The organism is Streptomyces sp. NBC_00341 (assembly GCF_041435055.1).
In the GTDB taxonomy this organism is placed as follows: Bacteria; Actinomycetota; Actinomycetes; order Streptomycetales; family Streptomycetaceae; genus Streptomyces.
The window spans coordinates 3938230-3961910 of record NZ_CP108002.1; the positions used below are offsets into that span (position 1 = coordinate 3938230).

A 23681-nucleotide genomic window follows, 5' to 3' on the forward strand; every position below is an offset into this window, starting at 1 on the left:
CGGGTGCCAGACTCGGTCATATGACCGAACGCTGGGCGGTAGCCGCCACGGAGAGCGGTGGCGCCCGCCTCGTCCCGCTGGACGCCGCGGGCCTGCCCACCGCCCCGGCCGTGACCGAACCCGAGCTGGCGGAGGCCGTCCGCAGCCGCCCCGGAGTGACCCGCTGGGTGTGGCGTTCGACCGCCGAGATATACCCCCGGCTGCTCGCCGCCGGGGTGTCCGTGGCGCGCTGCTACGACATCGAGGCCGCCGAGTCCCTCCTGCTGGGACACGAGGGACGGCTCGGTGAACCCCGCTCGGCGGCCGCCGCCCACGCCCGGCTGCTGCGCGCCCCGGTGCCGCCCGATCCGGCGCCGCGCCAGGCGGTGCCCGGCTCCCAGTCCTCCCTGTTCGAACCCCGCTCCGGCACGGAGCTGCCCTTCGACGCCCTGCTCCAGGTGTACGCGGACCAGCTCGCCCGGCACGACGCCACGGCCCGGCCGGACCGGATGCGGCTGCTGACGGCGTCCGAGTCGGCGGGCATGCTGGTCGCCGCCGAGATGAACCGCGCGGGGCTGCCCTGGCGGGCCGACGTCCACCGGGACGTCCTCCAGGAGCTGCTGGGCGAGCGGTACGCGGGCGGCGAGCCCCGCAGGCTGGCCGAGCTGGCGGACGAGGTGTCCGCCGCCTTCGGCCACCGGGTCCGCCCGGACCTCCCCGCCGACGTGGTGCGGGCGTTCGGCCGGGCCGGTATCAAGGTGAAGTCGACCCGCCGCTGGGAGCTGGAGGAGCTGGACCATCCGGCGGTGCGGCCGCTCATCCAGTACAAGAAGCTGTACCGGATCTGGACGGCCCACGGCTGGAGCTGGCTCCAGGACTGGGTCCGCGACGGCCGCTTCCGCCCCGAGTACCAGCCGGGCGGCACGGTCAGCGGACGCTGGACGACCAACGGCGGCGGGGCGCTGCAGATCCCCAAGGTGATCCGGCGGGCGGTCGTCGCGGACGAGGGCTGGCGGCTGGTCGTCGCGGACGCCGACCAGATGGAGCCGAGGGTGCTCGCCGCGATCTCCCGCGACCGGGGCCTGATGGAGGTGGCCGGGCACGACGGCGACCTCTACACCGCGCTGTCCGACCGCGCTTTCCACGGCGACCGCGACCACGCCAAGATCGCCCTGCTCGGTGCCGTCTACGGCCAGACCTCGGGGGACGGCCTGAAGAATCTGGCCGCCCTGCGCCGGAGGTTCCCGCACGCCGTCGCCTATGTGGACGAGGCCGCGAAAGCCGGCGAGGAGGGCCGTCTCGTACGGACCTGGCTCGGCCGGACCAGCCCGCCGGCGGCCGGCAGCGGGGACGACGGGGAGGCCGGAATACCGCAGGAGGGCGGCGACGACCTTCCCGGGGAGGGCTCCGGGTCCCCGGCGGACGGCGGGTTCACGCCCGGCTACGCCTCGTCCGACGCCCGTGCCCGCGGCCGCTTCACCCGCAACTTCGTGGTGCAGGGCAGCGCCGCCGACTGGGCGCTGCTGCTCCTGGCCGCGCTGCGCCACTCGCTCACCGCCGCCGGGCTCCGCGCCGAACTGGTCTTCTTCCAGCACGACGAGGTGATCGTGCACTGCCCCCGGGAGGAGGCGGAGACGGTGGTGGAGGCGATCCGTGCCGCCGGTGAACTGGCCGGCCGGACGACCTTCGGCGAGACACCGGTGCGCTTCCCGTTCACGACGGCGGTGGTGCGGCGGTACTCGGACGCCAAGTGACGGGGAGAGTCAACGGCGGCGGGTGCGGAACACGGTGAGCCCGTGGTCCCGGGGGACGGTGGCTCCGGCCAGGTGCCGGTGGCGGTGGCGGCCGTTGAGCAGATGGATCGCGAGCGCCACGACGGCGATCATGCCGATGACTACCAACACGGTGATCAGGGTCTCCATGCGTCCTGGCCTCCTCGGGCGCCCCGCCGTCACTCCAGGCTACTGCGGAAAGGCGGATAAAGGCGGGTACGGCGTGTGCCCCGGGGAGGAGCCCGGAGCACACGCCGGGCGGTGGTGCCCGCCGGTCCGCTCGTCTACCCGCGTTCCCACAACGCGGGGACGTTGGGCGGCTCCCAGCCGGTCAGGGCGGTGTGCGCCTGCAGACAGCGGTACGCGCCCCCGCCGTACGTGACACGGTCTCCCGCGCTGTAGAGCGTCCCGGCCGCCCAGCCGCCACCCGGCTCGGTCGGCGGATCGGTGGGATCTGTGGGATCGGTCGGGTCCTGCGCGACGTCGAGGACGAAGTCGAAGGTCCCCTCCTTGGCCGAGCCGACGGACCGGACGTTCATCAGGAGTGCCGGGTCGAAAAGGGTGTCGGTGCTGTTGCGCGGCTCGGCCGGGAAATAGAGCTGTGTGGTGAGGACGGCAGAGCCGGGCGCCCGGGCCTTCACATGGATGTGCCGGGTGCGGCCGGGATACAGCCCCGGCACGACCGTGGAGAGGGTGAAGGCCCCGGCCGCGTCGGTGAACTGGTGGCCGCGGAAGGCGAATCCGCTCATGTCGTACGCGCCGTTGGTGTCGGCCTGCCAGAAGTCGAGCAGCACTCCGGGCAGGGGCTCGCAGCCCCGCCCGAAGACATAGCCGCTGACGGTCAGCCGGACACCGGGCGTGCCCGCGCTCACCAGGCTGGTGCGGAGCGGGGAGTCGGGCTTGAAGTACGGGCCCTCGATCTGGTCGTGGGTCGGGCCGTCGCCGTCGTCGCAGTCCGGTGTCGGGGCGAGCGGCAGGCCGCTGGAACCGGTGTCGCGCGCCAGCGCCACCCCGGTCCCGCCCAACAGCGGGACCGCGGTGGCCACCAGGGCCGCCTTGAGCAGGGTCTTGCGGCTGATCGGCCGGTCCTCGGAGAAGCGGTCGACGGGGTCGGGCGGCATGGCGGACTCCTCGGGTTGGGGTACGAGGTTGCGGGGGCTGCCGGGACGGTCGGTGCTGTCTGGGCGGTCGGGGCGGTCGGGGCCGGGGTCCCGGGGCTGAACGAGAGGCCCTACAGCGCCTGCCACAGCGCGGGGACGTTCGGGGGCGTCCAGCCGGGCTGGGCCTGGTGTCCCTGGAGGCAGCGGTAGTTGCCGGAGCCGTACGTCACCACGTCACCCGCCGCGTACACCGTTCCGGCCGCCCAGCTGCCGCCGGGATCGGTCGGCGGGTCGGTCGGATCCGTGGGCGGATCGGTCGGGGTGCCGCTGGTGACCAGGGTCAGCCCGTACGCCTGGAGCGCCGGGTTGACCGGCTGGAAGTACGTCGTACCGCCCTGGGAGCAGTTGCCGGTGCCGCCGGACGTGACGCCCTGGGCCTGGCTGCCGGAGATGAACGAGCCGCCGGAGTCGCCGGGTTCGGCGCACACGTTGGTGCGGGTCACCCCGGAGACGGTGCCCTCCTGGTAGGTGACGCTGCTGTTGCGCTGCTGGACGGTGCCGCAGTGCCAGCCGGTCGTCGAGCCGGAGCGGCAGACCGACGAGCCCTCCAGCGCCTCGGTGGAACCGGTGACCGTCACATCGCCGTTGCCGTAGCCGTTCACCAGCGGCCGAGGGGTCCAGCCGGTGTTCGCGGCGACCCAGGAGTAGTCGCGGCCGGGGAAGGTGGAGCCCTGGAAGGAGCCCTGGGCCTGCTGGTTGTAGCCGCTGGTGCTGACACCCGGGGTACCGCAGTGCCCGGCGCTGACGAATCCGCCCTGGGTGCCGCGCTTGACGGGGAAGCCGATGGAGCAGCGGCCCGTGCCGTTCATGTAGTACGCGTCACCGCCCCGGAGATCGGTGAACGTGCGCGGCTGTCCGGCTGACTGACTGACCGTCACCAGTTCGCGCGACACCTCGGCCGCAGCGAGGAAGCTCTCGGCGGCGGCGCTCCGGCCGGCCTCGACGACGACGCGGTTGGTGCGCACATCGACGTACCAGGCGGGCACGTCCTTCGGTGGCCGTTGCCGCGCCACCCGGTCGAGGGCGGCCTTGGCCGAGGTGAGTTCGGCCAGGCTGTGGGCGACGACGACGGCCCGCGCACCGGCCTCGGTGATCCTGGCGGTGTCCGCCGCGTCGGTGGTGGCGACGGTCAGCTCCGCCGCGTCACCGCTCACCCGGGCGCCGCCGAAACCGGTGCCGAGGGAGTGCCGCAGTCCGGCGGCCGAGGCTGCCGCCCGGGACTCGGCGCCGATCCTGGCCCGCGCACCGTCGGCGGTGAGCCCGAGATCGCGCCGCATCGCCTCGATCAGACCGGGGGAGAGCCGGTCCGCCCCGGCGGCGGGGGAGGCAGGGGAGGCGGGGGAAGGGTCTGCGGACGCGGTGCCGGTCAGTCCGGCCAGCGCGAGCACGCCGACGGCCACGGTGGCGGTGCACGCGGCCAGTACACGTCTTCGGAGCACGGATCTCTCCACGGAACTCTCCATGGAACTCTCCTTCATTGCGGGGGAATTGCCGACAACGTAGCCGCGTACGCCCGGCTCCAGGAGATCCCGTCCGCCCCATCGCATCGCGTTATGGGGCGGCCGTGACCGGCGGCGATACGGTGAAACCCGCGCTCCGGCCTCCCCGTTCACGCCCGGCCCGAGTAGGTTCCCCTCATGCGAATAGGCCAACTGCTGGGCACCGGACGCTCCGCCGACGTATACGAGCTGGACGAGCAGTGGGTCCTGCGGCGCTATCGCGTCGGGCTGGACGCCAGGCGCGAGATGCCCGTCATGTCCTATCTCTCGGCCTCCGGTTACCCGGTCCCCCGGCTCGGCCCGCTGCCGGTCTCCGCCGGTCCCGGCGACCTGGTGCTGCAGCGCCTGAGCGGTCCGACGATGCTGGAGTCCCTGATGTCCGGCGAACTCGGCGGGGACGAGGGCTCCGCCATGCTGGTCGGCCTGCTCGCGGAGCTGCACACCGTCCCGGCCCGGCTCTCGGCGGATCCCGAGGACCGGATCCTCCACCTCGACCTGCACCCGGGCAACGTGATGCTGACGGCCGACGGCCCCGTGGTGATCGACTGGAGCAACACGGAGGAGGGCCCGCCCGCCCTGGACCGGGCCATGACCGCGCTGATCCTGTCCCAGGTCGCGGTCGATCCCCAGGACCCGGCGGCGTCGGGCGCCCGCGCGCTGGTGGACATCCTGGTGCCGCTGCTGGCCGCCGACGACGGCATCCCGGCCCGCCACCTCGCCGCGGCGGCAGCGCGCAGAGCCGCCAACCCGACGATGAGACCGGCCGAACTGGCCCTCATCGGAAAGGCGTCGGACCTGGTCACCTCGCTGTCAGCGTAGGCCCCCGACCCCGGCCCCGGCCCCGGTCACTCGCGCGTGCCCGCCAGTTCGACCGGCCGGGTGCGCAGCGCGAGCGAGGCGGGCAGTACGGCGAAGACCACGGCCAGCGCCGCGCTCACCCCCACCACGAGGCCGATGGCGCCCCACGGGACGACGACGCCTGACCCGACGCCGAGCCGTCCGAGAGCGGTGCGCACGCCGAGCAGGTTCAGCGCGGCGACGAGCGCGCCGAGCACCGCGCCCACCGCGACCACGGCCAGCGCCTCCACCCCGACCAGCCGCAGCACCTGCGCCTTCGTCGCCCCGGCGAGACGGAGTACCGCCAGCTCCCGCACCCGGTCGGCGGTGGCCATCACCTGCGTGTTGGCCAGCGCGATCCCCGTGTACAGCAGGGCGATCGCGAGAATCATCAGCAGCCCGGTCCGGGTGCTGCCGCCGGTCGCCGGATGCGCGGCCTTCACCCACTGCGCCGTGGTCAGCACATCGGTGCCGGTCGCCCGCCCGTCCGCGTACAACTGCTCAGCGACGGCCGACCGTTCAGCACCGGGCCGGACCCCGATGTCGACCCGGTCGATTCCGGCACCGGCGGCGTTGCGCGGGGTGACGTAGACGCCGTTGCCGCCGGTCCCGGTGGCGAGCACGGCCACCACCCGCAGGGTGACCTTGCGGCCGTCGCCCAGCCAGACGCCGACGCGCTCGCCGACCGTCGTGGTCAGCCACTCCTCGTTGACGACGATGCCGCCGTCGTCGAGGTCCGCGAACCGGCCCGCCACCACCGGCATCGCGGACACGGCCGCCGCGTCCGCCGGGTCCACCGCCCTGGCCTCGGAGCCGACGAGCGCCACGCCCTCCTCCAGTACGGTCACGGAGGTGGAGCGCGAGACGCTGACCACCGCGCCGGGGATGCGCCGGGCCCGTTCGACGAACCGCGCGGGGATCGCCCCGCCGTCCGCCGTGGCGACGAAGTCACCGGTCGCCTGGGTACGCGCCTCTGCGGCCCCGGCCGCGTCGATGGTGGCCGTCGTGCCCATGAGTGACACGGCCAAGGCGACGGTGACGAGCACGGGAGCGGCGACGGCGGCCGTCCTGCGCAGCCCGGCACAGGCGTTCTCCCTGGTCAGCAGCCCTGCGGCGCCGGGCAGCCGGGCCGGAAGCCAGGTGAGCAGCCGGATGGCGGGGCGGACCAGCACGGGTGCGAACAGGGCGAACCCGACGATCAGCAGCATCGGCTGGGTGATGTACGTCTTGCGCTTGAGGAGCCCGCCGGGGTCCTGGACGAGCGCGACGGCCACCAGCACGGCCCCGGTCAGCAGGACGGCCGCGCCCAGCAGGATCCGGCTCAGCGGCATCGAGCCGCTGTCGACGGAGGATTCGCGCAGCGCCTCGACCGGCCCGGTCCGGCCGGCCCGGTGTGCGGCGGTGACCGCGCCGGCCAGGGCCACGGCGAGCCCGGTCCAGAACGCGGTGTGCAGCGGCCAGGCCTGGTCACCGATCGCGAACCAGCGGGGCGCCATCCCCTCGCCGGCCATCCAGGAGGCGAGCCGGGGCGCACCGGACAGGCCCAGCCGGCAGCCGGCGGCCGACGCGAGTACGCCGACGAGGACGGCTTCCGCGTACACCAGCCGGCGCACCTGGCCGGGAGTGGCGCCCGCCGTGCGCAGCAGGCCGAACTCGCGGCGGCGCTGGGCCACTCCGTACGAGAACGTCGAGGCGATCACGAAGACGCTGACGAAGGCGGTGATGCCCGCGGCCGTGCCGAGCAGGGCGTTGACCGAGACCAGGGCCTCGGCGTCCCGGTCCGGATCGGGGTCGGCCCGGCGCCGCTCGTCGCCGGTGAGGACCGCCATGCCGGAGCCCGTACCGGAGCCCTTGCCCGCTTCCTTCCGTACGGCCGCGCGTACCGCCGCCGGATCCGCGTGCACCACCACGGCGTCGATGTCCGGGGAGATCCTGGCGGCCTCCGCCTCGGTGAAGAACACGGCGGTCTCGAAGCCCGCGGGGTTGTGGGCGGGGCGAACCGTCCCGACCACCGTCCTGGTGCCGCTGCCCGCCGGGGTCGTGACGGTGATCCTGTCCCCCACCCCCGTCCTCGTCCCCGGGTTCGAGCCGTCCGCCGCCGTCACGACGACCTCGCCGGACGCGGCCGGGGCCCGTCCGGAGACGAGCCGGTAGGGGGCGGCGGCCGCGACCGGCCAGGGGTGGCCGACGGCCTGTTCGCCGTCACCGGCCGGGCGGGCGGGCCCGACGGCCACGGGGAACGTGCGGTCCAGCTCAGTACGGCCGAGGCGGGCGAGTTCCGCGGCGAGCTCCGCCGGGACCGGGCGGGGATCGGTGAGCGCCCGCGTACGGACGCCGATCGGGGTGTCCACCCGCAGCCGGTCCTCGCCCCTGACCAGTACGGGGGCCGCGGCGAACCGCTCCGGGCCCCGGTGCGGTGCGTCGAACGTCGCCGCGAGCGCCAGACCGGTGGTGGCGACGATCCCGACGCCGAGGGCCAGCGCGACGAAGGACCCGGCGAAGGTGACCCAGCGGTTCCGGATGCCCCGGAGCACGAGACTCAGCACGGGACCGCCGCCATCCCCGTCATGCGCGCGGCGATCTGCTCGGCGTCCGGCGCGTACAGCTCGCCCCGCACCCGGCCGTCGGCGAGGAACAGCACCCGGTCGGCGCGGGCGGCCGCGACCGGGTCGTGCGTCACCATGATCACGGTCTGTCCGTCGTCGACCATGGCGCGCATCATCGAGAGGACCTCCTGTCCGGTGGTGGAGTCGAGCGCTCCGGTGGGTTCGTCACCGAAGAGGACATCGGGCCGGGTGACCAGCGCGCGGGCCAGGGCGACCCGCTGCTGCTGGCCGCCGGACAGTTCCCCCGGCCGGTGCCCCGCCCTCTCGCGCAGCCCCACCCGCTCCAGCACGTCGAGGACTTCGGCCCGCCCGGGGCGGCGGCCGGCCAGCCGCAGCGGGAGCGCCACGTTCTGCTCCGCGGTGAGGGAGGGCAGCAGGTTGAACGCCTGGAAGACGAAGCCGATGCGGCTGCGGCGCAGCAGCGTCAGCCGCCGCTCGCTGAGCCCGGTCAGTTCGGTGTCACCGAGGAACACCTGGCCGCCGGTCGGCCGGTCGAGCCCGGCGGTGCACTGGAGCAAGGTTGATTTACCGGAGCCGGACGGGCCCATGACGGCGGTGAAGGTGCCGCGCGGGATGTCCAGGCTCACTCCGTCCAGCGCGGTCACCGCGCCGGATCTCCTGCCGTAGGACCGGGTGACCGAACGGAGTCGGACAGCTGCTTGATTCATGGGTAAGAGCCAACCGCCGTCGCGCTCCCGGCACATCGCAGCGAGGAGGAGTCCTGGTGGTGGAGGTAGCTCCACCACGAAGGTCGACACCGCTGGGTGGTCCGGGCTCCGGGGCGCGCCCTACCGTTCCCCCCATGTCCTCCTCCCCCGGCCTCCCGCAGGCACTGCGACAGCGCGGCTACGTACTCGGCGGCTGGCCCTGGCGGGCCGCGCTCTACCTGCTGACCAGCGTGCCCCTCGGTATCGCGACGCTCACCGCCCTGCTCCTGCTGGCGGTCGCGGGCGGTGCGCTCTCGGTGGTCCTGATCGGGATACCGCTGCTGCTGACCCTGGTGCTCGCGGGCATTCCGCTGGCCGCGCTGGAGCGGCGCAGGCTGCGGCTGCTCGACCCACGGCCGCTGCCCCCGGCACACCGCGAACCGGACGGCACCGGGCTGTCGTCCTGGCTGCGCACCCGCCTCCAGGAGCGGTCCACCTGGCGCGAGTTGGGGTACGCGCTGCTGTTCGCCCTGGTGCTGTGGCCGCTGGAGGCGCTGGCCGTGGGGACGGCCCTCACGGTCTGCGGCGGGCTGATCGCGGCGCCCGCGGTGCTGGCGGCGAGCGGCGGCGAGGAGGTCCGGGTGCTCAAGATCTGGCTCGCCCACTCCTATCCGCCCGCCTTCGCGGCGTTGCTCGCCGGGGTGGTCCTGCTGCCGGTGTTCGCGTATCCGCTGGGGCTGCTGGCGGCCGGCCGGGCGGTGCTGACCCGGCAGCTGCTCGCCCCGCCGGACGCCGGACTCGATTCCAGGCTGCGGGAGTTGGGGCGGTCCCGGATGCGGTTGGTGGACGCCTTCGAGGCGGAGCGCCGCCGGATCGAACGCGATCTGCACGACGGCGCCCAGCAGCGACTCGTCGCTCTGTCCATGACGCTCGGCCTGGCCCGGCTGGAGAACCCGGCGCAGCCGCTGGCCGGACTGCTCGCCAAGGCCCATGACGAGGCCGGGGACGCCCTGGTGGAGATCAGGGAGCTGATCCAGGGCATCCACCCCCGGGTCCTCACGGACCGGGGGCTGCGGGCCGCCGTGGAGGACGTCGCGGACCGCTCCGTGGTGCCGGTGGACGTGGACCTCGACCTGCCGGACCGGCTGCCCGAAGCGGTCGAGACCGGCGTCTACTTCGCGGTCTGCGAGGCGCTCGCCAATGTCGCCAAGCACAGCGGGGCGGGACGGGCCCTGGTGACCGGCCGCACCGAGCGGGGACGGCTGGTGGTGGAGGTCTCGGACGACGGCGTGGGCGGGGCGGTGACCAGCGGCGGAACGGGACTTGAGGGGGTGGCAGACCGTCTCTCGGTGCTGGGCGGCCACCTGCTAGTGTCCAGTCCCCCCGGCGGGCCCACGGTGTTCCGGCTGGAGGTTCCCGCCCCGTCCACGCCGTCGCCCAGGAGGACCTGACCGTGCGGATCGTACTGGCCGAGGACAGCGTGCTCCTGCGGGAGGGACTGGTCGGCCTGCTGGAGCGGTTCGGGCACCGCGTGGTGGCGGGAGCCGGAACGGCCGACGAGCTGATCGCGGCCGTCACCGAGCACCGCCCGGACATCGTCGTGACCGATGTCCGGATGCCTCCGGGCTTCTCCGACGAGGGGCTGCGCGCCGCGGTCGAACTGCGCACCCTCCAGCCGGACCTGCCCGTTCTCGTACTCAGCCAGTACGTCCAGCGCGCCTACGCGGAGGATCTGCTCGACTCGGCGGACGGCCGGGGCGTCGGCTATCTGCTCAAGGAACGGATCGGCCACGTCGAGGAGTTCATCGACGCCCTGCACCGGGTCGGCGCCGGGGACACGGTGGTGGACCCCGAGGTGGTCCGCCAGCTGATCCGGCACCGCCGGGACCCGCTGTCGCGGCTGACCGCCCGCGAGCAGGAGGTGCTGGCCCTGATGGCGGAGGGCAGGTCGAACGCGTCGATCGCCGAGGCGATGACGGTCAGCGAGGGCACGGTCAGCAAGCACTTCGGCAGCATCCTCGGCAAGCTCGACCTGTCGCTGGACGACACCACGAACCGCCGGGTGCTGGCGGTACTGGCGTACCTGCGCGGTTAGCGGCTGTTCTACGGAGTCGCGGCGCCGGTTACGGAGTCGCGGCGCCGGTTACGGTGCCGGCCCCCGACTGGGTTACGGTCCCGGCCCCCGACCCGGTTACGGTCCCGGCCCCCGGCCCGGTCCCGGACAGCGCCTGCCGGGCGAACGCCACCACATGGCTGCGCAGGTCCAGCCCTGCCGTTTCCGCGCCCGTGCCGATGATCAGCCGGGTGAGCTGCGGCACCGCGTTCGGCCAGGCGGCGAGCCCGATCAGGCTCAGCAGACAGGCCGCGACCTCCGGCGACGCCTCGGTCCCGAAACTCTCGGCCAGGACGGCGATCTTCTCCTCGTAGCGGCTGCGGCGACGCTCCTCGTTGGGCAGCACCCCGTCGCGGTAGTGCAGCCCCTCCCAGAAGAAGAGCCTGACCAGGACCGGGTTGTCCCGGTGGAAGTCGTACACCCGCCCCACGTACTCCGCGGGGTCGTCGCCGCTCCTGAGCGGGACGGCCTCGGCCAGTTCGTCGAGCGCGCGCCCCACCACGGCGTCGAACAGCTTCTGCTTGTTGCCGAAGTAGCCGTAGATCCGCTCCTTGTTCACGCCGGCCAGCTCCGCGATCCGGTCGACGCGGGCTCCGGCGATGCCGTGGGCCGCGAATTCCTCCTTCGCCGCAGCGAGGAGCCGTTCCTTGGTGGGGGGCGCGTCCGAGGTCATGGCACCAGCGTAGAACGAGTTCCCCGAGGGACCAACCAACTGGATGGTTGACATCCAACCAGTTGGTTGGTTCAGTGGAGCCCGCCACCGGGGGCAGCGGCAGAGCCCCGGCCGCACCGCCCGACACCCCGACCACGGAAGGACCACCGATGCCCACCGCCACCTCCACCACTCCCACCGCCACCCCCACCACCTCGGCGCAGCTCGTCCCGCCGCCCTCCGTACACATGCGGGCCCTGCTCACCTGGCTGGCCGTCTTCACCGCTCTCACCGTCGCCCAGCCGGCGATCGGCCCCTACGTCGCGGGCTTCCCGATGCTCCTGCGCACGCTGGTCATCACCGGCATCGTCGTACCGACCGTGGTCTACGCCCTGGTGCCGAACCTCCTGAAGGTCCGTACCGCGGCGCTGCGCCGGCTTCGTTGAGGGCGCTCGGCGCCGATCCGCCGTCGTGCCTCACACGGCGGACGGGGCGGCGTATCCGTACACCGCCGAATCCCCCAGCTCCTCCTCGATCCGGATGAGCTGGTTGTACTTGGCCGTGCGGTCGGAGCGGGACAGGGACCCGGTCTTGATCTGCCCGCACCCCGTGGCGACGGCCAGATCCGCGATGGTCGTGTCCTCCGTCTCGCCGGAGCGGTGGGAGATGACCGCCGCCCACCCGGCCCGCCGCGCGGCGTCCACCGTCCCGAGCGCCTCGCTCAGCGTCCCGATCTGGTTGACCTTGACCAGGACCGCGTTCCCCACCCCGGTACGAATCCCCTCCCGCACCAGCGCCTCGTTGGTGCAGAACACGTCGTCCCCGGTCAGCTGGCACCTGGCCCCGACCCGCGCCGTCAGCTCGCGCCACCCGTCGAGGTCGTCCTCCGCCATCGGGTCCTCCACCGAGACGATCGGGTACGCGTCGATCAACTCGGCGAAATAGTCGACCTGTTCCGCGGACGTACGCCGGACGCCCTCACCCGCGTACACGTAGGCACCGTTCCGGTAGAACTCCGACGAGGCGGGGTCCATGACGAGGCCGATGTCCGCGCCTGGCCGGTATCCGGCCCGCTCGATCGCCGCCATGACGAAGTCGAGCGCCTCCTCGGCCGTGCGCAGCGCGGGCGCGAAGCCGCCCTCGTCACCGACGCCCGTGGAGTGACCTGCCGCCAGCAGGTCACGGCGGAGCGTGTGGAAGACCTCGGAACCCATCCGGACGGCCTCCGCGAACGAGCCCGCACCCACCGGCGCGATCATGAACTCCTGGAAGTCCAGCGGGTTGTCGGCGTGGGCACCGCCGTTGACGATGTTCATCATCGGCACCGGCAGCACACCGGCACCGGCCCCGCCGAGGTAGCGGTACAGCGGCTGCCGGTGCGAGACGGCGGCGGCCTTCGCGGTGGCGAGGGAGACCCCGAGCAGGGCGTTGGCGCCGAGCCGCGCCTTGGCGGGCGTGCCGTCGAGCGCGACGAGCGCGGCGTCGAGGCCGGCCTGGTCATCGGCGTCGCGCCCGGCGACCGCGTCCGCGATCTCGCCCTTCACATGAGCCACGGCCCGGTCGACACCCTTGCCGTGCCAGCGCGCGGGGTCACCGTCGCGCAGTTCCACCGCCTCGCGGGCTCCGGTGGAGGCACCGGAGGGGACGGCGGCGCGGCCCAGGGATCCGTCGGCGAGGACGACATCGACCTCGACGGTGGGGTTGCCTCGGCTGTCGAGGACGGCGCGGGCGGTGACGTCACGGATGGCGGTCGGCTCAACTGTGCGTACGGGCATGGGAGTTCCTTCCCTTGTCGCCTGCCGGGCCCCGGCTGCGACGACGCTGGCGCTCGGCCCGACATCTGAAAACTGTACAGCATTGCTGTTCAGTCATGCTGTTCAGCTGAGCTGCCCAGTCATGCTGTGCAGCACAGCTGCGCAGCTCCGCTGTTCAGTTATGCTGCGCGACGGCGTTTCCGGGTTAAAGTGCCCTATGCCGACCCCGGAAGCCGCCACCGTCGCCACCGAACTGCGCACCGCGATGGGCAAGCTCAGCCGACGTGTGAAGCGCGAGGACCTGATCCCGGTCGGGCAGATCGCCGTGCTCGGCGTCCTGGACCGCGACGGCGCCATGACCACCAGCGACCTCGCGTCCGACCAGCGCGTGCGCCCGCAGTCGATGGCCCGCGCGGTCGGCCTCCTCCTCGATCAGGGCCTGGTCACCCGCAGGTCCCACCCGACGGACGGACGCAAGTCCCTGGTCGAACTGTCGGACGCCGGCCGGGCCGCACTGGAAGCGGAGCGTGGTCGCAGGGCCGGCTGGCTGGCCCTGGCCATCGAGGCCGAACTATCGGACGAGGAACGCAGGTTGCTCGCGCGCAGCGCGGCCCTGATGGAACGACTGGCCGCCCGCCAGGGCCTGCCCGGAACGTCATGAGCGCGCCCGGTCACGACGGCGGTGACGGCTCCGGTGCCGGTACGGGCGTGACCGTGGACGACGGCGTCGAGTTCCCGGTCCCGGCGGACGGCGAGGTCTGGGCGGTCGGCGCGGTCGTCCTCGACCCGGACGGCAAGGCCTTCGCCCAGCGGCGCGGCCCCCACCGACGACTGTTCCCCGACTGCTGGGACATCGTCGGCGGCCACGTGGAGGCCGGCGAATCGCTGCTGGACGCCCTCGGCCGCGAGGTCGAGGAGGAGACCGGCTGGCGCCTGCGCCGGGTCCGCCGCCTCTTCGGGATCACCACCTGGACCGGCGACGACGGGGCCGGTACGCGGCACGAGGCCGACTATCTCGTCGAGGTCGACGGCGATCTGCGCCGCCCCGCCCTGGAGTGGGCCAAGCACACCGCCTACGACTGGTTCGGCCCCGGCGACCTCCCCCGCCTGAAGGAGAACCGCGCCCCCGGCGAATACCTCATCCACGACCTGATCGCGAAGGCCCTGCGGGATCACCCGGCCGAGTCCTGAGCCGCCCCCGACTCCGCGTCTTTGGCCGCGGTCGGGTCCGGGTCCGCCGCCGCGCCCGGGACCCCGTACACGGAGGCCGGTTCCGCCGCCAGTTCCGCGCCGGGCCGGTGGAGGAGCGCATGCACGCGGTGACGACGCGGGCCCAGGCGGACTCCGGGACCGGGGCGGGCCGCCCAACTGGTGGGCCCGGGCGCCGGGGTGGAGGTCCAAGCTCTCCGCCAGACGACCGGAGGGACCTTGAGCCTGCCTCTCGGATCCGCCTGTGAGATCGTCGTGCCCATGATCGAATCCTGGGTCACTGATGACGGCAGTGCTGTGCAAGTGGTACTGGAGACCCTCCGGGCAAGAATTGGCGAAGGGCAGCTTGAAACATGGCTGACCAGTTCGTCCGGCCGCAAGTTGGCCTTCGTGACCAACGCCGAGCGCGCGATGGTGGTGCTGATGAACGGTGACGATGACGCCGGCGAGCATGCAGTCGACCCCGGAGCCGAGGGATCGAGCGACGGTTTCGTTCTGTCCAATGGCCAGGACGACGAATACCCGGACGTGGACACCGTGCCGCTTGAAGAGGCGTTCAGGATCGTCGACCACATCGTCAGCAGTGGGTCTTGGCCCGCCGACGCGCGCTGGACGGTCGAGCGTTGACCGAGCCGGCTATTGCCGGATCCGGATGGGGACGGCGGCAAAGTGGAGTGCGGCCTGATGCGCAATGGCGAGCTTGTCCGTTCGCATCGCCGGGCCGCGCCACTGCTTCAGCCGGTTGACGGATCGCTCGACAGCATTGCGCCGCTTGCATATCTCAGCATCGAAACCAGGCGGGCGGAACGCCCCGGCGAACCGGTTCGCCGGGGCCGACAACAGGCGTTCGACACCTTCGAGGAACGGGCCTTCGAACAACGGGCCTTCGAACAACGGGCCTTCAGCTGATCAGCTCATTCGCGGAACGTCTGGTCCGCCACAGGTACCCGGTTCCGGCCAGCGTCACGATGAAGGTCAGGGCGACGACCGACCAGCGCAGCGCCGAGTCCGCGCTGCTTCCGTCGTCGGCGAGGACGAAGACGTACCAGCCGACCTTGATGACGAGGGGGACGATGAAGGCCAGGGCCACCCCGGTCCACTTCTCCGCCACGGTCCAGTAGCGGGCGCGGAAGATGATCACGACGCCGCTGACCAGGCCCGCGATGGCTATCCAGTTCAGGACCGTGCTCCGCGCCAGGTAGGGCAGAACGGTGCTGACCAGCAGGAGAACCAGGGGCAGCCACACCGGAGAACGGCGGCGGCCCGGCTTCCGCGCCTTCGCGCCCGCACTGTCGCCCAGCTCCTGGAACGCCGTCGCGGCGATCGCGCGGGGGTCACCCATCTCGTCCAGGATCTCGCGGGTGCTGCCGGGCCGTTCGGCGAGCGCGACCTCGATGTGTTCGCCGAGGTCGGCGATGAGTTCCTGGCGGGCGGCCGGCGGCAGCATCGACGTCTCACGCTCGACCGCCGCGAGGTAGTCCCGCACGAGCGTTTCATCGGTCTTCAAGAGTGTGCCCTTCCAGGTGCGCGCCGAGCTCCTTGCCCGGCGTGAGGAGTCGGTCGACGGCGCCACGGAAGCCGGGCCAGATCGCGGTGAACTCCGCGAGCGCGGCCCGGCCGGACCCGGACAGTTCGTAATACCGTCGCGGCGGACCGGACGTCGACTCTCGCCAGGTGGTGACGACCAGCTCGTCCCGCCGCAACCGCGACAGCAGGGGATACACGGTGCCCTGGCCGGTCGCCAGGGCACCGGTCGCCTGAAGCTCTCGGAGCAGCTCGACGCCGTACTTCGGCTCGTCCCGCATCAGCGCGAGAACGCAGTACTCCAGTACTCCCTTGAGCAACTGGCTCTCGGCATTGCCCGAGGCCTGGCGCCTTGCCTCACCTGGTTCCATGCATGGCAATGTACCAGGCGAAGCACCTCACCTGTCCGGTCCTCGGCCCCCTCTCCGCCGACCCTTCACACCTTCCGCACTCCCCGCGGAACCCGGTGGCCGGCCTACCGGTCGAGGCGGGCCGACGGGATCACGGAGGGGGAGGCAACAGGTTCACGCGTGGACCGGAGCCCGGAGCCCGGAGCCCGGCGGCCTGCGGTCTGCGGTCTGCGGTCTGCGGCCTGCGGCCTGCGGTCTGCGGCCTGCGGTCATCGGCCATCGGCCATCGGTCATCGGCCATCGGTCATCGGTCATCGGTCAGGCGATACCACCATTGGCGAACAGGACCTGGCCGTTGACCCACCGCCCGTCGGGGCCGGCCAGGAAGGCGACGGTGCTCGCGATGTCCTCGCTCGTGCCGAGCCGGTCCAGTGGGGAGGCGGCGGCGATCCGCTCGACCAGCTCGGGGCTCTTGCCCTCCAGGAAGAGCGGGGTGGCTGTCGGCCCGGGAGCCACGGCGTTGACGGTGACGTCCCGGCCGCGCAGTTCGCGGGCGAGGATCAGGGTCATCGCCTCGACCGCCCCCTTGCTCGCCGCGTAGGCGGCGTACGTGGACTGCTGGAGCCTGGTGACCGAGGTCGAGAAGTTGATCAGCGCTCCGCCGGGGCGCAGCCGCCGGGCGGCGAGCTGCGATACGACGAACGTGCCGCGCACGTTGACCCGGTGCATCCGGTCGAAGGCGTCGAGGTCCATCTCGACCACCGGCGCGAGCAGCATGATCCCGGCGGTGTTGACCACCACGTCCACCGCGCCGAAGCGCTCCTCCGCGGTGTCGAACAGGGCCGCCATCTCCGTCTCGTCCGCAATGTCGCCCGGGGCGGCAACGGCCAGTCCGCCGGCCTCCTGGATCGAGGCCACCACCTTCCCGGCGCGCTCCGGGCCACCGGAGTAGTGCACGACGACCGCCATGCCCCGCGCGGCCAGCGCAGCAGCGACGGCGCCGCCGATCCCGCCAGATCCCCCGGTCACGATCGCCACACGGGTGGCGGACTCCTCAACGGTGGCCATAGCGACCTCCCTCTCGTCTTTGTGGACAGTGAGTACACTACCCACATATGGACTCATCGTCCATATGTATATGGTCGGTGAGTCCATATAATCCCGCCCAGGGTCGCGCCCACCGGGTCGGCCACGCCGGACTAGGAGCAGTCACATGGAGCGATCAGAGGCCGAGCGGGCCGACCCGCTCAAGCCGGGGCGCGGACGCCGCCGGGCGGAGGACGTCCGCCGCGCGACGCTGACCGCGGCAGCCGAGCTACTGCTCGCCGAGGGCGTCCACGCCCTGACCTTCTCGAAGGTCGCCGCACACGCGGGCGTCAGCAAGATGACCCTCTACAAGTGGTGGCCCTCCCCCGGCGCCCTGGCCTTCGACGCCTACTTCAACACCTTCAAGGAGACCCTCGCCTTCCCCGACACCGGCGACATCGGGCGGGACCTGACCACGCAGTTGCACAGCTTCGTCGATCTCCTGAACCGCAACGGCCCCGTCATCGCCGGGATCATCGGAGCCGCCCAGGGCGACGCCGGCCTGGCGGAGGCGCTCTCTACCCACTACGTCATTCAGCGGCGCGCCCTCGCCGTCGAACGGCTCACCCGCGCACAGCAGGTGGGCCAGATCCGTGCGGAGGCCGACCTGGAGACGATCGTCGACCAGCTGTGGGGCGCCGTCTACCACCGGCTGCTGATGCCCGCGCAACCACTGAGCAGAGAGTTCGCGGACCGGCTGATCGCCAACCTCCTCCAGGGCGTCGCCCCGAACGCGGCGGACCCGGCGACCTGACGCGTGGGCCCGGCGACCTGATGAGCGGAGCCGGGAATCGCCGCCGCGGAGCCTCAACGAGCCATCCCGCCAGCGCGTTTCTCCATCGATATATTTTTGAGGCGGATCGGCATCGAGCAGCACCTCGTGAGAACCGGCGCTGCCGTGCCGTGCGTCGTGAGCTACGGCGCCATCAAGTCGCCTACGAGGGGGAGGGCCCGTGGAGCACAAGAGGGAAGCGCTGGCCGAGCGCATCGCCGAGCGCAGAAGCGGAGTTGGCGACCCGCGGGCGTTGGTGGGTGAGATGCGGCGTTCGCTCCTTCTGGTGCCGGTGGCCGATGAGCGGCTGTGGTCGGTGCGGATGGGTGGGGTGCGGTGGATCTGCGGGTTCACCGATGAGACCGCGCTGGCCCGGTTCGCCCTGCACCACGGTCCGGGGGACCAGCCGATGGATTACGCGGCGCTGTTGGGTGCGCGCATCGTGGATGAGATCGTGCCCGCGCTGGGTGAGCCCGCGGGCCTCGCCGTCGACATCGCGACCGAGGACGGGTCGATGTTCTTCCCGCCGGTCTCCGGCATCGTTCCGGAGGCGGTCGCCGTGGATGCTGGTGAGGGTGAAGAGGCACCCGCACCTTCGACCTCGACCCGTCGGGCCGCCTCACCGCCGCCACCACCCCCGACGGAACCCGCTGGCGCTACCACTACGACCCACTCGGCCGCCGCACCGCGAAACAACGCCTCACGGCCGACGGCGAGAACGTTGCCGAGGAGACCCGGTTCACCTGGGACGGCCTGAACCTCTGCGAACAGACCACCCACCACCCGGACACCCCGAACACGGTCGCCCTCACCTGGGACCACCGCGGCCACACCCCCCTGGCCCAGACCGAACGCATCCTCACCCCCGACGACGACCAGACCGAGATCGACCGCCGCTTCTTCGCCATCGCCACCGACCTCATCGGCACCCCCACCGAACTCATCGACGAGTCCGGCGACATCGCCTGGCGCACCCGCACCACCCTCTGGGGCACCACCGCCTGGTCCCGCAACAGCGGCACATACCCCTCCCAAGTGGACGGACCCGCTCGGCCTGTCCCCGTACTCGGAGGAGAAGGTTCCGGTCTACCGGGGGACGGAGTCCCGGCAGCTGTGCAGCAGGGGTCTGCGGACGCTGCTGACACCGTCCAGATCAATCGGAACATCGACGCCACCGAGTCCACCGAGCTCGACTCCGTGGCCACCACGGGCAAGTTCGGGACAGGCGACGGTGCGATGGAGGGGAAGTGGTTCGCGACCGAGGGCAGCTCACGCGGATCGCTGGGGCGAGCTGTTGAATCGTGGCCAGGGCCTGACCATCACGACTCACGTGCCCAGGTCGTTGGCGGACCAGCTGCATTTCCATCCAGGTAGGTTGGACGGCGTCGGCCCTGGCTACTACGCCGATGGCGGTCAACTCGCCCAAATCAATGGGCAGATGAGTGGAATCGAGTTGTGGCCGTAATGAACCAGATCGAGAATCCGGTTGCCAGTGCCGTGGTCCACTGGCGGACCGCCGAGCAGGGTGGCCGGCTGTCCGGGCCTCCGACCGTGCCGGTCTACATGGCCACGGCCGTGTTCGTCCTGGGTGACGACAGCGAGGTGCAGCCCGGCTGGCCGGCGTCAGCGGAGCAACTGAGCATCCTGCTCCAGAAGACCGGCGAACGCGATGACGGCCGATGGGAATGCATGGTCGGCTTCCTCGTCCCGGAGCTGGCGCGCCCGCATGTGCATGCGGGAGCCGAACTGATTGTGCTGGAAGGCCCACGCGCGGTTGCCACCGCACAGGTCAGTGCCGTGCTCGCCTCGCCGGAGGACCAGTAGGCCGATGCCCGAGTCAGGCTGCTGCGACTGCTGTCGGCATTTGGATGACGACGCTACTGGTGAACTCCAGATCTATTCGATAGAGGAGAAGAGTGCCGGGACCGCGACGTGCGCTGTTCGCTGCATAGGCGGCATAGTGCGCACCGGCCGACCGTTCAGGCTTCGCCTGACCCATGACACAACAGGGGGTCCGGTACTCCTGAGCCTCGACTGGATCAATTGCTATGGAAAGGTCACGGACTCCCTCTATCCGTCCTACAGCGCCTTGGTCCAGCTCTCGGGAGACGGCGTGAGTCTCCTGACGAGAGGCCTGATCCTTTCCTCTTCCGCGAATGATGAGTCATGAACAAGATGTCCGCGGACCGCCCTCCGATGCGCCGGATCGCGCTCCGCCTACTATCCGGCCGGCCGTTGCGGACCCGGTGGCGTCGGCTTCCGGCCGAGACTCGGGTCACCCGTCTCGTCCGGGCGGTCCTCACCCTGCACCTCAACACCTCAACACCCCAAGCCGAGGCCGGAAAAGGCTCAGCGCCCCTTCGCGCGTGGGATGCGCATGAAAAAGCCCCAGGTCACGGCGAGTGAGTCCTGGGGCTGATCCGAGCCGCCTTCGGGATTCGAACCCGAGACCTACGCATTACGAGTGCGTTGCTCTGGCCAACTGAGCTAAGGCGGCACGCGCTGCCACACCATGGTGCGATCAGCAGCGGGCCCAAGTCTACACAGTTTCCGAGGGTGCTCCGTACCGCCCTGGCGCCGGGGCATAGGCGCAGGTCAGCGTTGTGGTGGGTGGGGTCAGGAGCAGGTCTTGCCGTCGCTCGGCGGGGTGCCCTCCAGGAGGTAGGTGTTGATCGCCGTGTCGATGCAGTCGCTGCCGCGGCCGTACGCCGTGTGGCCGTCGCCCTCGTAGGTGAGGAGGGTCCCGGAGCTGAGCTGGCCGGCCAGGGACTTCGCCCACTTGTACGGGGTCGCCGGGTCCCGGGTGGTGCCGACCACCACGATCGGGGCCGCGCCCTCGGCCTTGATGCGGTGCGGGGCGCCGGTGGCGCGGACCGGCCAGTACGCGCAGTTCAGGGAGGCCCAGGCGAAGCCCTTGCCGAAGACCGGGGAGGCCTTCTCGAAGGTGGGGAGCGACTGGGTGACCGCCTCTGAGGTGGTGAAGGCGGGCGGGAGGTCGATGCAGTTCACGGCCGCGTTGGCGTACATCAGGTTCGCGTACCTGCCGTTGGGCTCGCGCTCGTAGTAGCTGTCCGCCAGCGAGAGCAGGCCGGAGCCGTCGCCCTTCTCGGCGGCCGTGAGCGCGTCACGGAGCTGGGGCCAGGCCGCCTCGTCGTACATGGCGGCGATGACCCCCGTGGTGGCCAGGGACTCCCCGAGCTTGCGCGAGTCACCCGTGGCGATCGGCTTGGCGTCGAGGCCGGCGAACAGCTGCTTCAGCCTGTCCGCGGCGTCGGAGGCGGACGTGGTGCCGAGCGGGCAGCCCGACTTCTTCACGCAGTCACCGGCGAAGGACTGAAACGCCGTCTCGAACCCCGCCGTCTGGTCGCGGTTCATCTCGACCGAGGGGAGCGACGGGTCCATCGCACCGTCGAGGACGAGCCTGCCCGCCCGCGCCGGGAAGAGTTCCGCGTACGTCGCGCCCAGAAAGGTGCCGTACGAGGCCCCGACGTAGTTCAGCCGGTCGTCACCGAGCAGCGCCCGCAGGACATCCATGTCACGCGCCGTCTCCACCGTGGAGACGTGCGGCAGGATCTCCGCCGATCGCTGCTCGCACCCCGTGGCGAACTTCTTGAACGCACCGCTCAGGGCGGTGACCTCCCCGGCGTCGTCCGGCGTCTGGTCGACCTGCGTGTAGGCGTCCATCTGCGGACCGGTGAGGCAGGTGACGGGTTCGCTGCGCGCCACCCCGCGGGGGTCGATGGCCACCATGTCGTACCGGGCCCGCACCTGGGCGGGGTAGCCGACCGCGGCGTAGCCCTGGAGGTACTCGATGGCCGATCCGCCGGGCCCGCCCGGATTCACCAGCAGCGATCCGATCCGCTTGCCGGGGCCGGTGGCCTTCTTGCGGGAGACCGCCAGCTTGATCTCACCGGCGTCCGGCTTCGCGTAGTCGAGCGGCGCCTTCATCGTCGTGCACTGGAATCCGGTGACACCGCAGTCCCGCCAGCTCAGGTGCTGTGCGTAGTACGTCTTCAGCGCGGCCGGGACGGGGGAGGCGGTGGCCGCAGGTCCGGATGACGAGGCGCCCGTCGTCGAACTTCCGCTGCTGCAGCCGGAGATGAGGAGGCCGGCAGTGCCGAGCGCGATGGCGAGGGTGCGGAGCGGGCGCCTGGTGTCCATGTCCGGAGCGTAGCCGCCGGGTGACGACTCGCCCGATTCCCGCCTCATACGGGTGATTCGGCGTGCCTCGACCGCCACGACTGCCCTGACTGCCCTGACTGCCTCGACTGCCTCGCCTGCCGGGTCAGCCGCCGGGCCGTAGTGGTCAGCCCGCCCGCAGCGCCATCGTCATGGCCTCCACCGCGAGCAGCGGGGCAACGTTGCGGTCCAGCGCCCGGCGGCAGGCGGTCACCGCCTCGATCCGGCGCAGGGTCCGCTCGGGCGTGGACGAGCGGACGATGCGGTCGAGGGAGTCCTGCGCGTCGGTATTGGCGATGGCGATCCGCGAGCCCAGCTGGAGGGCGAGCACATCACGGTAGAAGCCGGTCAGCTCGGTGAGCGCCAGATCGAGGCTGTCGCGCTGCGTACGGGTCCTGCGGCGCTTCTGCTTGTCCTCCAGGTCCTTCATCACCCCGGCGGTGCCGCGCGGCATCCGGCCTCCGGCGGACGCGCCCAGCGCGGCCTTCATGTCCTCCGTCTCCTTGACGTCCACGTCCTCCGCGACCTGCTTCGCGTCGTCGGTGGCGGTGTCGATCAGCTCCTGCGCGGCCTTGAGGCAGCCGCCGATGTCCTCGACGCGCAGCGGCAGCTTGAGGACCGCCGCGCGGCGGGACCGCGCCCGCTCGTCCGTGGCGAGGCGGCGGGCCCTTCCGATGTGGCCCTGCGTGGCACGGGCGGCGGAGGCGGCCCGCTCCGGGTCGATACCGTCCCGCCGGATCAGGACATCGGCGACCGCGTCGACCGACGGGGTGCGCAGCGTGAGGTGGCGGCAGCGGGAGCGGATCGTGGGCAGCACGTCTTCGAGCGAGGGCGCGCAGAGCAGCCACACGGTGCGCGGTGCGGGCTCCTCGATCGCCTTCAGCAGGACGTTGCCCGCGCCTTCCGTGAGGCGGTCGGCGTCCTCCATGACGATGACCTGCCAGCGCCCGACGGCCGGTGAGAGCTGGGCGCGGCGGACCAGCTCCCGGGTCTCCTTCACGCCGATGGAGAGCAGGTCGGTGCGGATCACGTCGACATCGGCGTGCGTACCGATGAGGCTGGTGTGGCAGTTGTCGCAGAAACCGCAGCCCGGTGCCCCGCCCAGCGCGCGGTCCGGACTGGTGCACTGCAGAGCCGCCGCGAAGGCCCTGGCGGCGGTGGCCCGTCCGGAGCCGGGCGGGCCGGTGAACAGCCACGCGTGGGTCATCCTCGAGCCGGGCGGCACCGGCTCTCCGGCCGAGATGGCGGAGACCAGCACGTCGGCGTCCCTGGCGGCGGCGCCGAGCTGCTCCTGCACCCGGTCCTGGCCGACCAGGTCGTCCCATACGGACATGGGTCCCGCCCTTCCGGTGGTGGTCGTGGCTCTCGCTGATCAGCGGCCGGACGCGGTGCGCGTCAGGCGTCGATCCGGCTTCCCATTGTGAGGGACGGGTCTGACAATCCCGGGACGGAAGAGCCCCGGAAGCACGGAAGCCCCGGATATCCGGGGCTTCCGCACGTACCGGGGCACGTACCGGGGCACGTACCGGGGCACGTACCGGC

At 72.0% G+C, this 23681-nt stretch carries 23 protein-coding genes, 1 tRNA gene and 3 pseudogenes; 13 read left to right on the plus strand and 14 right to left on the minus strand.

What is annotated here, in order from left to right:
* The first annotated feature begins 20 nt into the window (after nucleotides 1-20).
* Nucleotides 21-1733: a bifunctional 3'-5' exonuclease/DNA polymerase gene (locus OG892_RS17700; protein WP_073733639.1), complete on the plus strand. Its 1713-nt coding sequence runs from the start codon at nucleotides 21-23 to the stop codon at nucleotides 1731-1733.
* Between the two features lie 9 nt (nucleotides 1734-1742).
* Here the strand turns inward: OG892_RS17700 and OG892_RS17705 are convergent, their stop codons facing one another.
* The 3 genes from OG892_RS17705 to OG892_RS17715 all read right to left on the minus strand — a co-directional run bounded on the left by OG892_RS17705 (nucleotide 1743) and on the right by OG892_RS17715 (nucleotide 4362).
* Complete coding sequence (locus OG892_RS17705; RefSeq protein ID WP_158072215.1) at nucleotides 1743-1901, minus strand: hypothetical protein; 159 nt, start codon at nucleotides 1899-1901, stop codon at nucleotides 1743-1745.
* 134 nt (nucleotides 1902-2035) lie between these two features.
* Nucleotides 2036-2872, minus strand: coding sequence for a carbohydrate-binding protein (locus OG892_RS17710; RefSeq protein ID WP_371629653.1), 837 nt, complete (start codon nucleotides 2870-2872; stop codon nucleotides 2036-2038).
* Nucleotides 2873-2982: 110 nt separating this feature from the next.
* Complete coding sequence (locus tag OG892_RS17715) at nucleotides 2983-4362, minus strand: alpha-lytic protease prodomain-containing protein (RefSeq protein ID WP_199884325.1); 1380 nt, start codon at nucleotides 4360-4362, stop codon at nucleotides 2983-2985.
* A gap of 186 nt (nucleotides 4363-4548) precedes the next feature.
* Here OG892_RS17715 and OG892_RS17720 point away from each other — a divergent pair, with 186 nt between their 5' ends.
* Nucleotides 4549-5229: a phosphotransferase gene (locus tag OG892_RS17720; protein ID WP_371629654.1), complete on the plus strand. Its 681-nt coding sequence runs from the start codon at nucleotides 4549-4551 to the stop codon at nucleotides 5227-5229.
* A gap of 26 nt (nucleotides 5230-5255) precedes the next feature.
* On the opposite strand, the gene OG892_RS17725 is transcribed toward OG892_RS17720, so the two are convergent.
* Together OG892_RS17725 and OG892_RS17730 are read right to left on the minus strand one after the other, a co-directional pair.
* Complete coding sequence (locus tag OG892_RS17725) at nucleotides 5256-7793, minus strand: FtsX-like permease family protein (protein ID WP_371629655.1); 2538 nt, start codon at nucleotides 7791-7793, stop codon at nucleotides 5256-5258.
* Nucleotides 7787-8521, minus strand: coding sequence for an ABC transporter ATP-binding protein (locus OG892_RS17730; protein WP_073733635.1), 735 nt, complete (start codon nucleotides 8519-8521; stop codon nucleotides 7787-7789). Before OG892_RS17730 ends, OG892_RS17725 begins: the two co-directional genes overlap by 7 nt.
* Before the next feature lie 134 nt (nucleotides 8522-8655).
* Between OG892_RS17730 and OG892_RS17735 the strand changes: the two genes are divergently transcribed.
* Together OG892_RS17735 and OG892_RS17740 are read left to right on the plus strand one after the other, a co-directional pair.
* Nucleotides 8656-9951, plus strand: a complete 1296-nt coding sequence (locus OG892_RS17735; RefSeq protein WP_328866528.1) for a sensor domain-containing protein — start codon at nucleotides 8656-8658, stop codon at nucleotides 9949-9951.
* A 2-nt stretch (nucleotides 9952-9953) separates the two neighbouring features.
* A complete protein-coding gene (locus OG892_RS17740; protein WP_371629656.1) occupies nucleotides 9954-10595 on the plus strand; it encodes a response regulator in 642 nt (213 codons plus the stop codon).
* A gap of 28 nt (nucleotides 10596-10623) precedes the next feature.
* On the opposite strand, the gene OG892_RS17745 is transcribed toward OG892_RS17740, so the two are convergent.
* Nucleotides 10624-11286 carry a TetR/AcrR family transcriptional regulator gene (locus tag OG892_RS17745; RefSeq protein ID WP_371629657.1) on the minus strand — a complete coding sequence of 221 codons (663 nt, stop codon included), beginning with the start codon at nucleotides 11284-11286 and terminating at the stop codon, nucleotides 10624-10626.
* A 149-nt stretch (nucleotides 11287-11435) separates the two neighbouring features.
* Between OG892_RS17745 and OG892_RS17750 the strand changes: the two genes are divergently transcribed.
* Nucleotides 11436-11711 (plus strand): hypothetical protein, encoded by a 276-nt coding sequence (locus tag OG892_RS17750; RefSeq protein WP_371629658.1) that lies wholly within the window; start codon nucleotides 11436-11438, stop codon nucleotides 11709-11711.
* A gap of 30 nt (nucleotides 11712-11741) precedes the next feature.
* Here OG892_RS17750 and eno read toward each other — a convergent pair whose 3' ends face one another.
* Nucleotides 11742-13040, minus strand: a complete 1299-nt coding sequence (gene eno, locus OG892_RS17755) for a phosphopyruvate hydratase (RefSeq protein ID WP_371629659.1) — start codon at nucleotides 13038-13040, stop codon at nucleotides 11742-11744.
* Between the two features lie 196 nt (nucleotides 13041-13236).
* On the opposite strand from eno, the gene OG892_RS17760 reads away from it, so the two are divergent.
* From OG892_RS17760 to OG892_RS17770, 3 genes are all read left to right on the plus strand, one after another.
* The gene (locus OG892_RS17760) at nucleotides 13237-13680 is read left to right on the plus strand and encodes a MarR family winged helix-turn-helix transcriptional regulator (RefSeq protein ID WP_073733629.1); all 444 of its coding nucleotides are present in this window, start codon (nucleotides 13237-13239) and stop codon (nucleotides 13678-13680) included.
* Nucleotides 13677-14210, plus strand: coding sequence for an NUDIX hydrolase (locus OG892_RS17765; protein WP_371629660.1), 534 nt, complete (start codon nucleotides 13677-13679; stop codon nucleotides 14208-14210). The genes OG892_RS17760 and OG892_RS17765 overlap by 4 nt, the downstream gene beginning before the upstream one ends.
* A gap of 279 nt (nucleotides 14211-14489) precedes the next feature.
* Nucleotides 14490-14855: a hypothetical protein gene (locus OG892_RS17770; protein WP_073733768.1), complete on the plus strand. Its 366-nt coding sequence runs from the start codon at nucleotides 14490-14492 to the stop codon at nucleotides 14853-14855.
* Between the two features lie 9 nt (nucleotides 14856-14864).
* Here OG892_RS17770 and OG892_RS17775 read toward each other — a convergent pair.
* Nucleotides 14865-15032 (minus strand): annotated as a pseudogene (locus OG892_RS17775) (IS5/IS1182 family transposase); the annotation flags it as partial.
* Here OG892_RS17775 and OG892_RS17780 point away from each other — a divergent pair.
* Nucleotides 14958-15137 (plus strand): hypothetical protein, encoded by a 180-nt coding sequence (locus OG892_RS17780; RefSeq protein ID WP_371631647.1) that lies wholly within the window; start codon nucleotides 14958-14960, stop codon nucleotides 15135-15137. The pseudogene OG892_RS17775 and the gene OG892_RS17780 sit on opposite strands and share 75 nt — an antisense overlap.
* On the opposite strand, the gene OG892_RS17785 is transcribed toward OG892_RS17780, so the two are convergent.
* The 3 genes from OG892_RS17785 to OG892_RS17795 form a co-directional block, all read right to left on the minus strand.
* Nucleotides 15130-15735 carry a hypothetical protein gene (locus tag OG892_RS17785; protein ID WP_371629661.1) on the minus strand — a complete coding sequence of 202 codons (606 nt, stop codon included), beginning with the start codon at nucleotides 15733-15735 and terminating at the stop codon, nucleotides 15130-15132. The two genes, OG892_RS17780 and OG892_RS17785, sit on opposite strands and share 8 nt — an antisense overlap.
* A complete protein-coding gene (locus OG892_RS17790; RefSeq protein WP_073733625.1) occupies nucleotides 15722-16123 on the minus strand; it encodes a PadR family transcriptional regulator in 402 nt (133 codons plus the stop codon). The genes OG892_RS17785 and OG892_RS17790 overlap by 14 nt, the downstream gene beginning before the upstream one ends.
* Nucleotides 16124-16420: 297 nt before the next feature.
* Nucleotides 16421-17170 carry an SDR family oxidoreductase gene (locus tag OG892_RS17795; protein ID WP_371629662.1) on the minus strand — a complete coding sequence of 250 codons (750 nt, stop codon included), beginning with the start codon at nucleotides 17168-17170 and terminating at the stop codon, nucleotides 16421-16423.
* A gap of 145 nt (nucleotides 17171-17315) precedes the next feature.
* Between OG892_RS17795 and OG892_RS17800 the strand changes: the two genes are divergently transcribed.
* From OG892_RS17800 to OG892_RS17815, 4 genes and pseudogenes are all read left to right on the plus strand, one after another.
* Nucleotides 17316-17942 (plus strand): TetR-like C-terminal domain-containing protein, encoded by a 627-nt coding sequence (locus tag OG892_RS17800; protein ID WP_328866519.1) that lies wholly within the window; start codon nucleotides 17316-17318, stop codon nucleotides 17940-17942.
* Between the two features lie 199 nt (nucleotides 17943-18141).
* A pseudogene (locus tag OG892_RS17805) lies at nucleotides 18142-18543 on the plus strand (hypothetical protein); the annotation flags it as partial.
* 20 nt (nucleotides 18544-18563) lie between these two features.
* Nucleotides 18564-18986: pseudogene (locus OG892_RS17810) on the plus strand (RHS domain-containing protein); the annotation flags it as partial.
* A gap of 438 nt (nucleotides 18987-19424) precedes the next feature.
* Nucleotides 19425-19784 carry a hypothetical protein gene (locus OG892_RS17815; protein WP_328866518.1) on the plus strand — a complete coding sequence of 120 codons (360 nt, stop codon included), beginning with the start codon at nucleotides 19425-19427 and terminating at the stop codon, nucleotides 19782-19784.
* Nucleotides 19785-20383: 599 nt separating this feature from the next.
* Here the strand turns inward: OG892_RS17815 and OG892_RS17820 are convergent.
* The 3 genes from OG892_RS17820 to OG892_RS17830 all read right to left on the minus strand — a co-directional run bounded on the left by OG892_RS17820 (nucleotide 20384) and on the right by OG892_RS17830 (nucleotide 23472).
* Nucleotides 20384-20457 (minus strand) — tRNA-Thr (locus OG892_RS17820).
* A 119-nt stretch (nucleotides 20458-20576) separates the two neighbouring features.
* The gene (locus OG892_RS17825; protein ID WP_073733621.1) at nucleotides 20577-22121 is read right to left on the minus strand and encodes an alpha/beta hydrolase; all 1545 of its coding nucleotides are present in this window, start codon (nucleotides 22119-22121) and stop codon (nucleotides 20577-20579) included.
* A gap of 145 nt (nucleotides 22122-22266) precedes the next feature.
* The gene (locus OG892_RS17830; RefSeq protein ID WP_073733620.1) at nucleotides 22267-23472 is read right to left on the minus strand and encodes a DNA polymerase III subunit delta'; all 1206 of its coding nucleotides are present in this window, start codon (nucleotides 23470-23472) and stop codon (nucleotides 22267-22269) included.
* Nucleotides 23473-23681 lie beyond the last annotated feature (209 nt).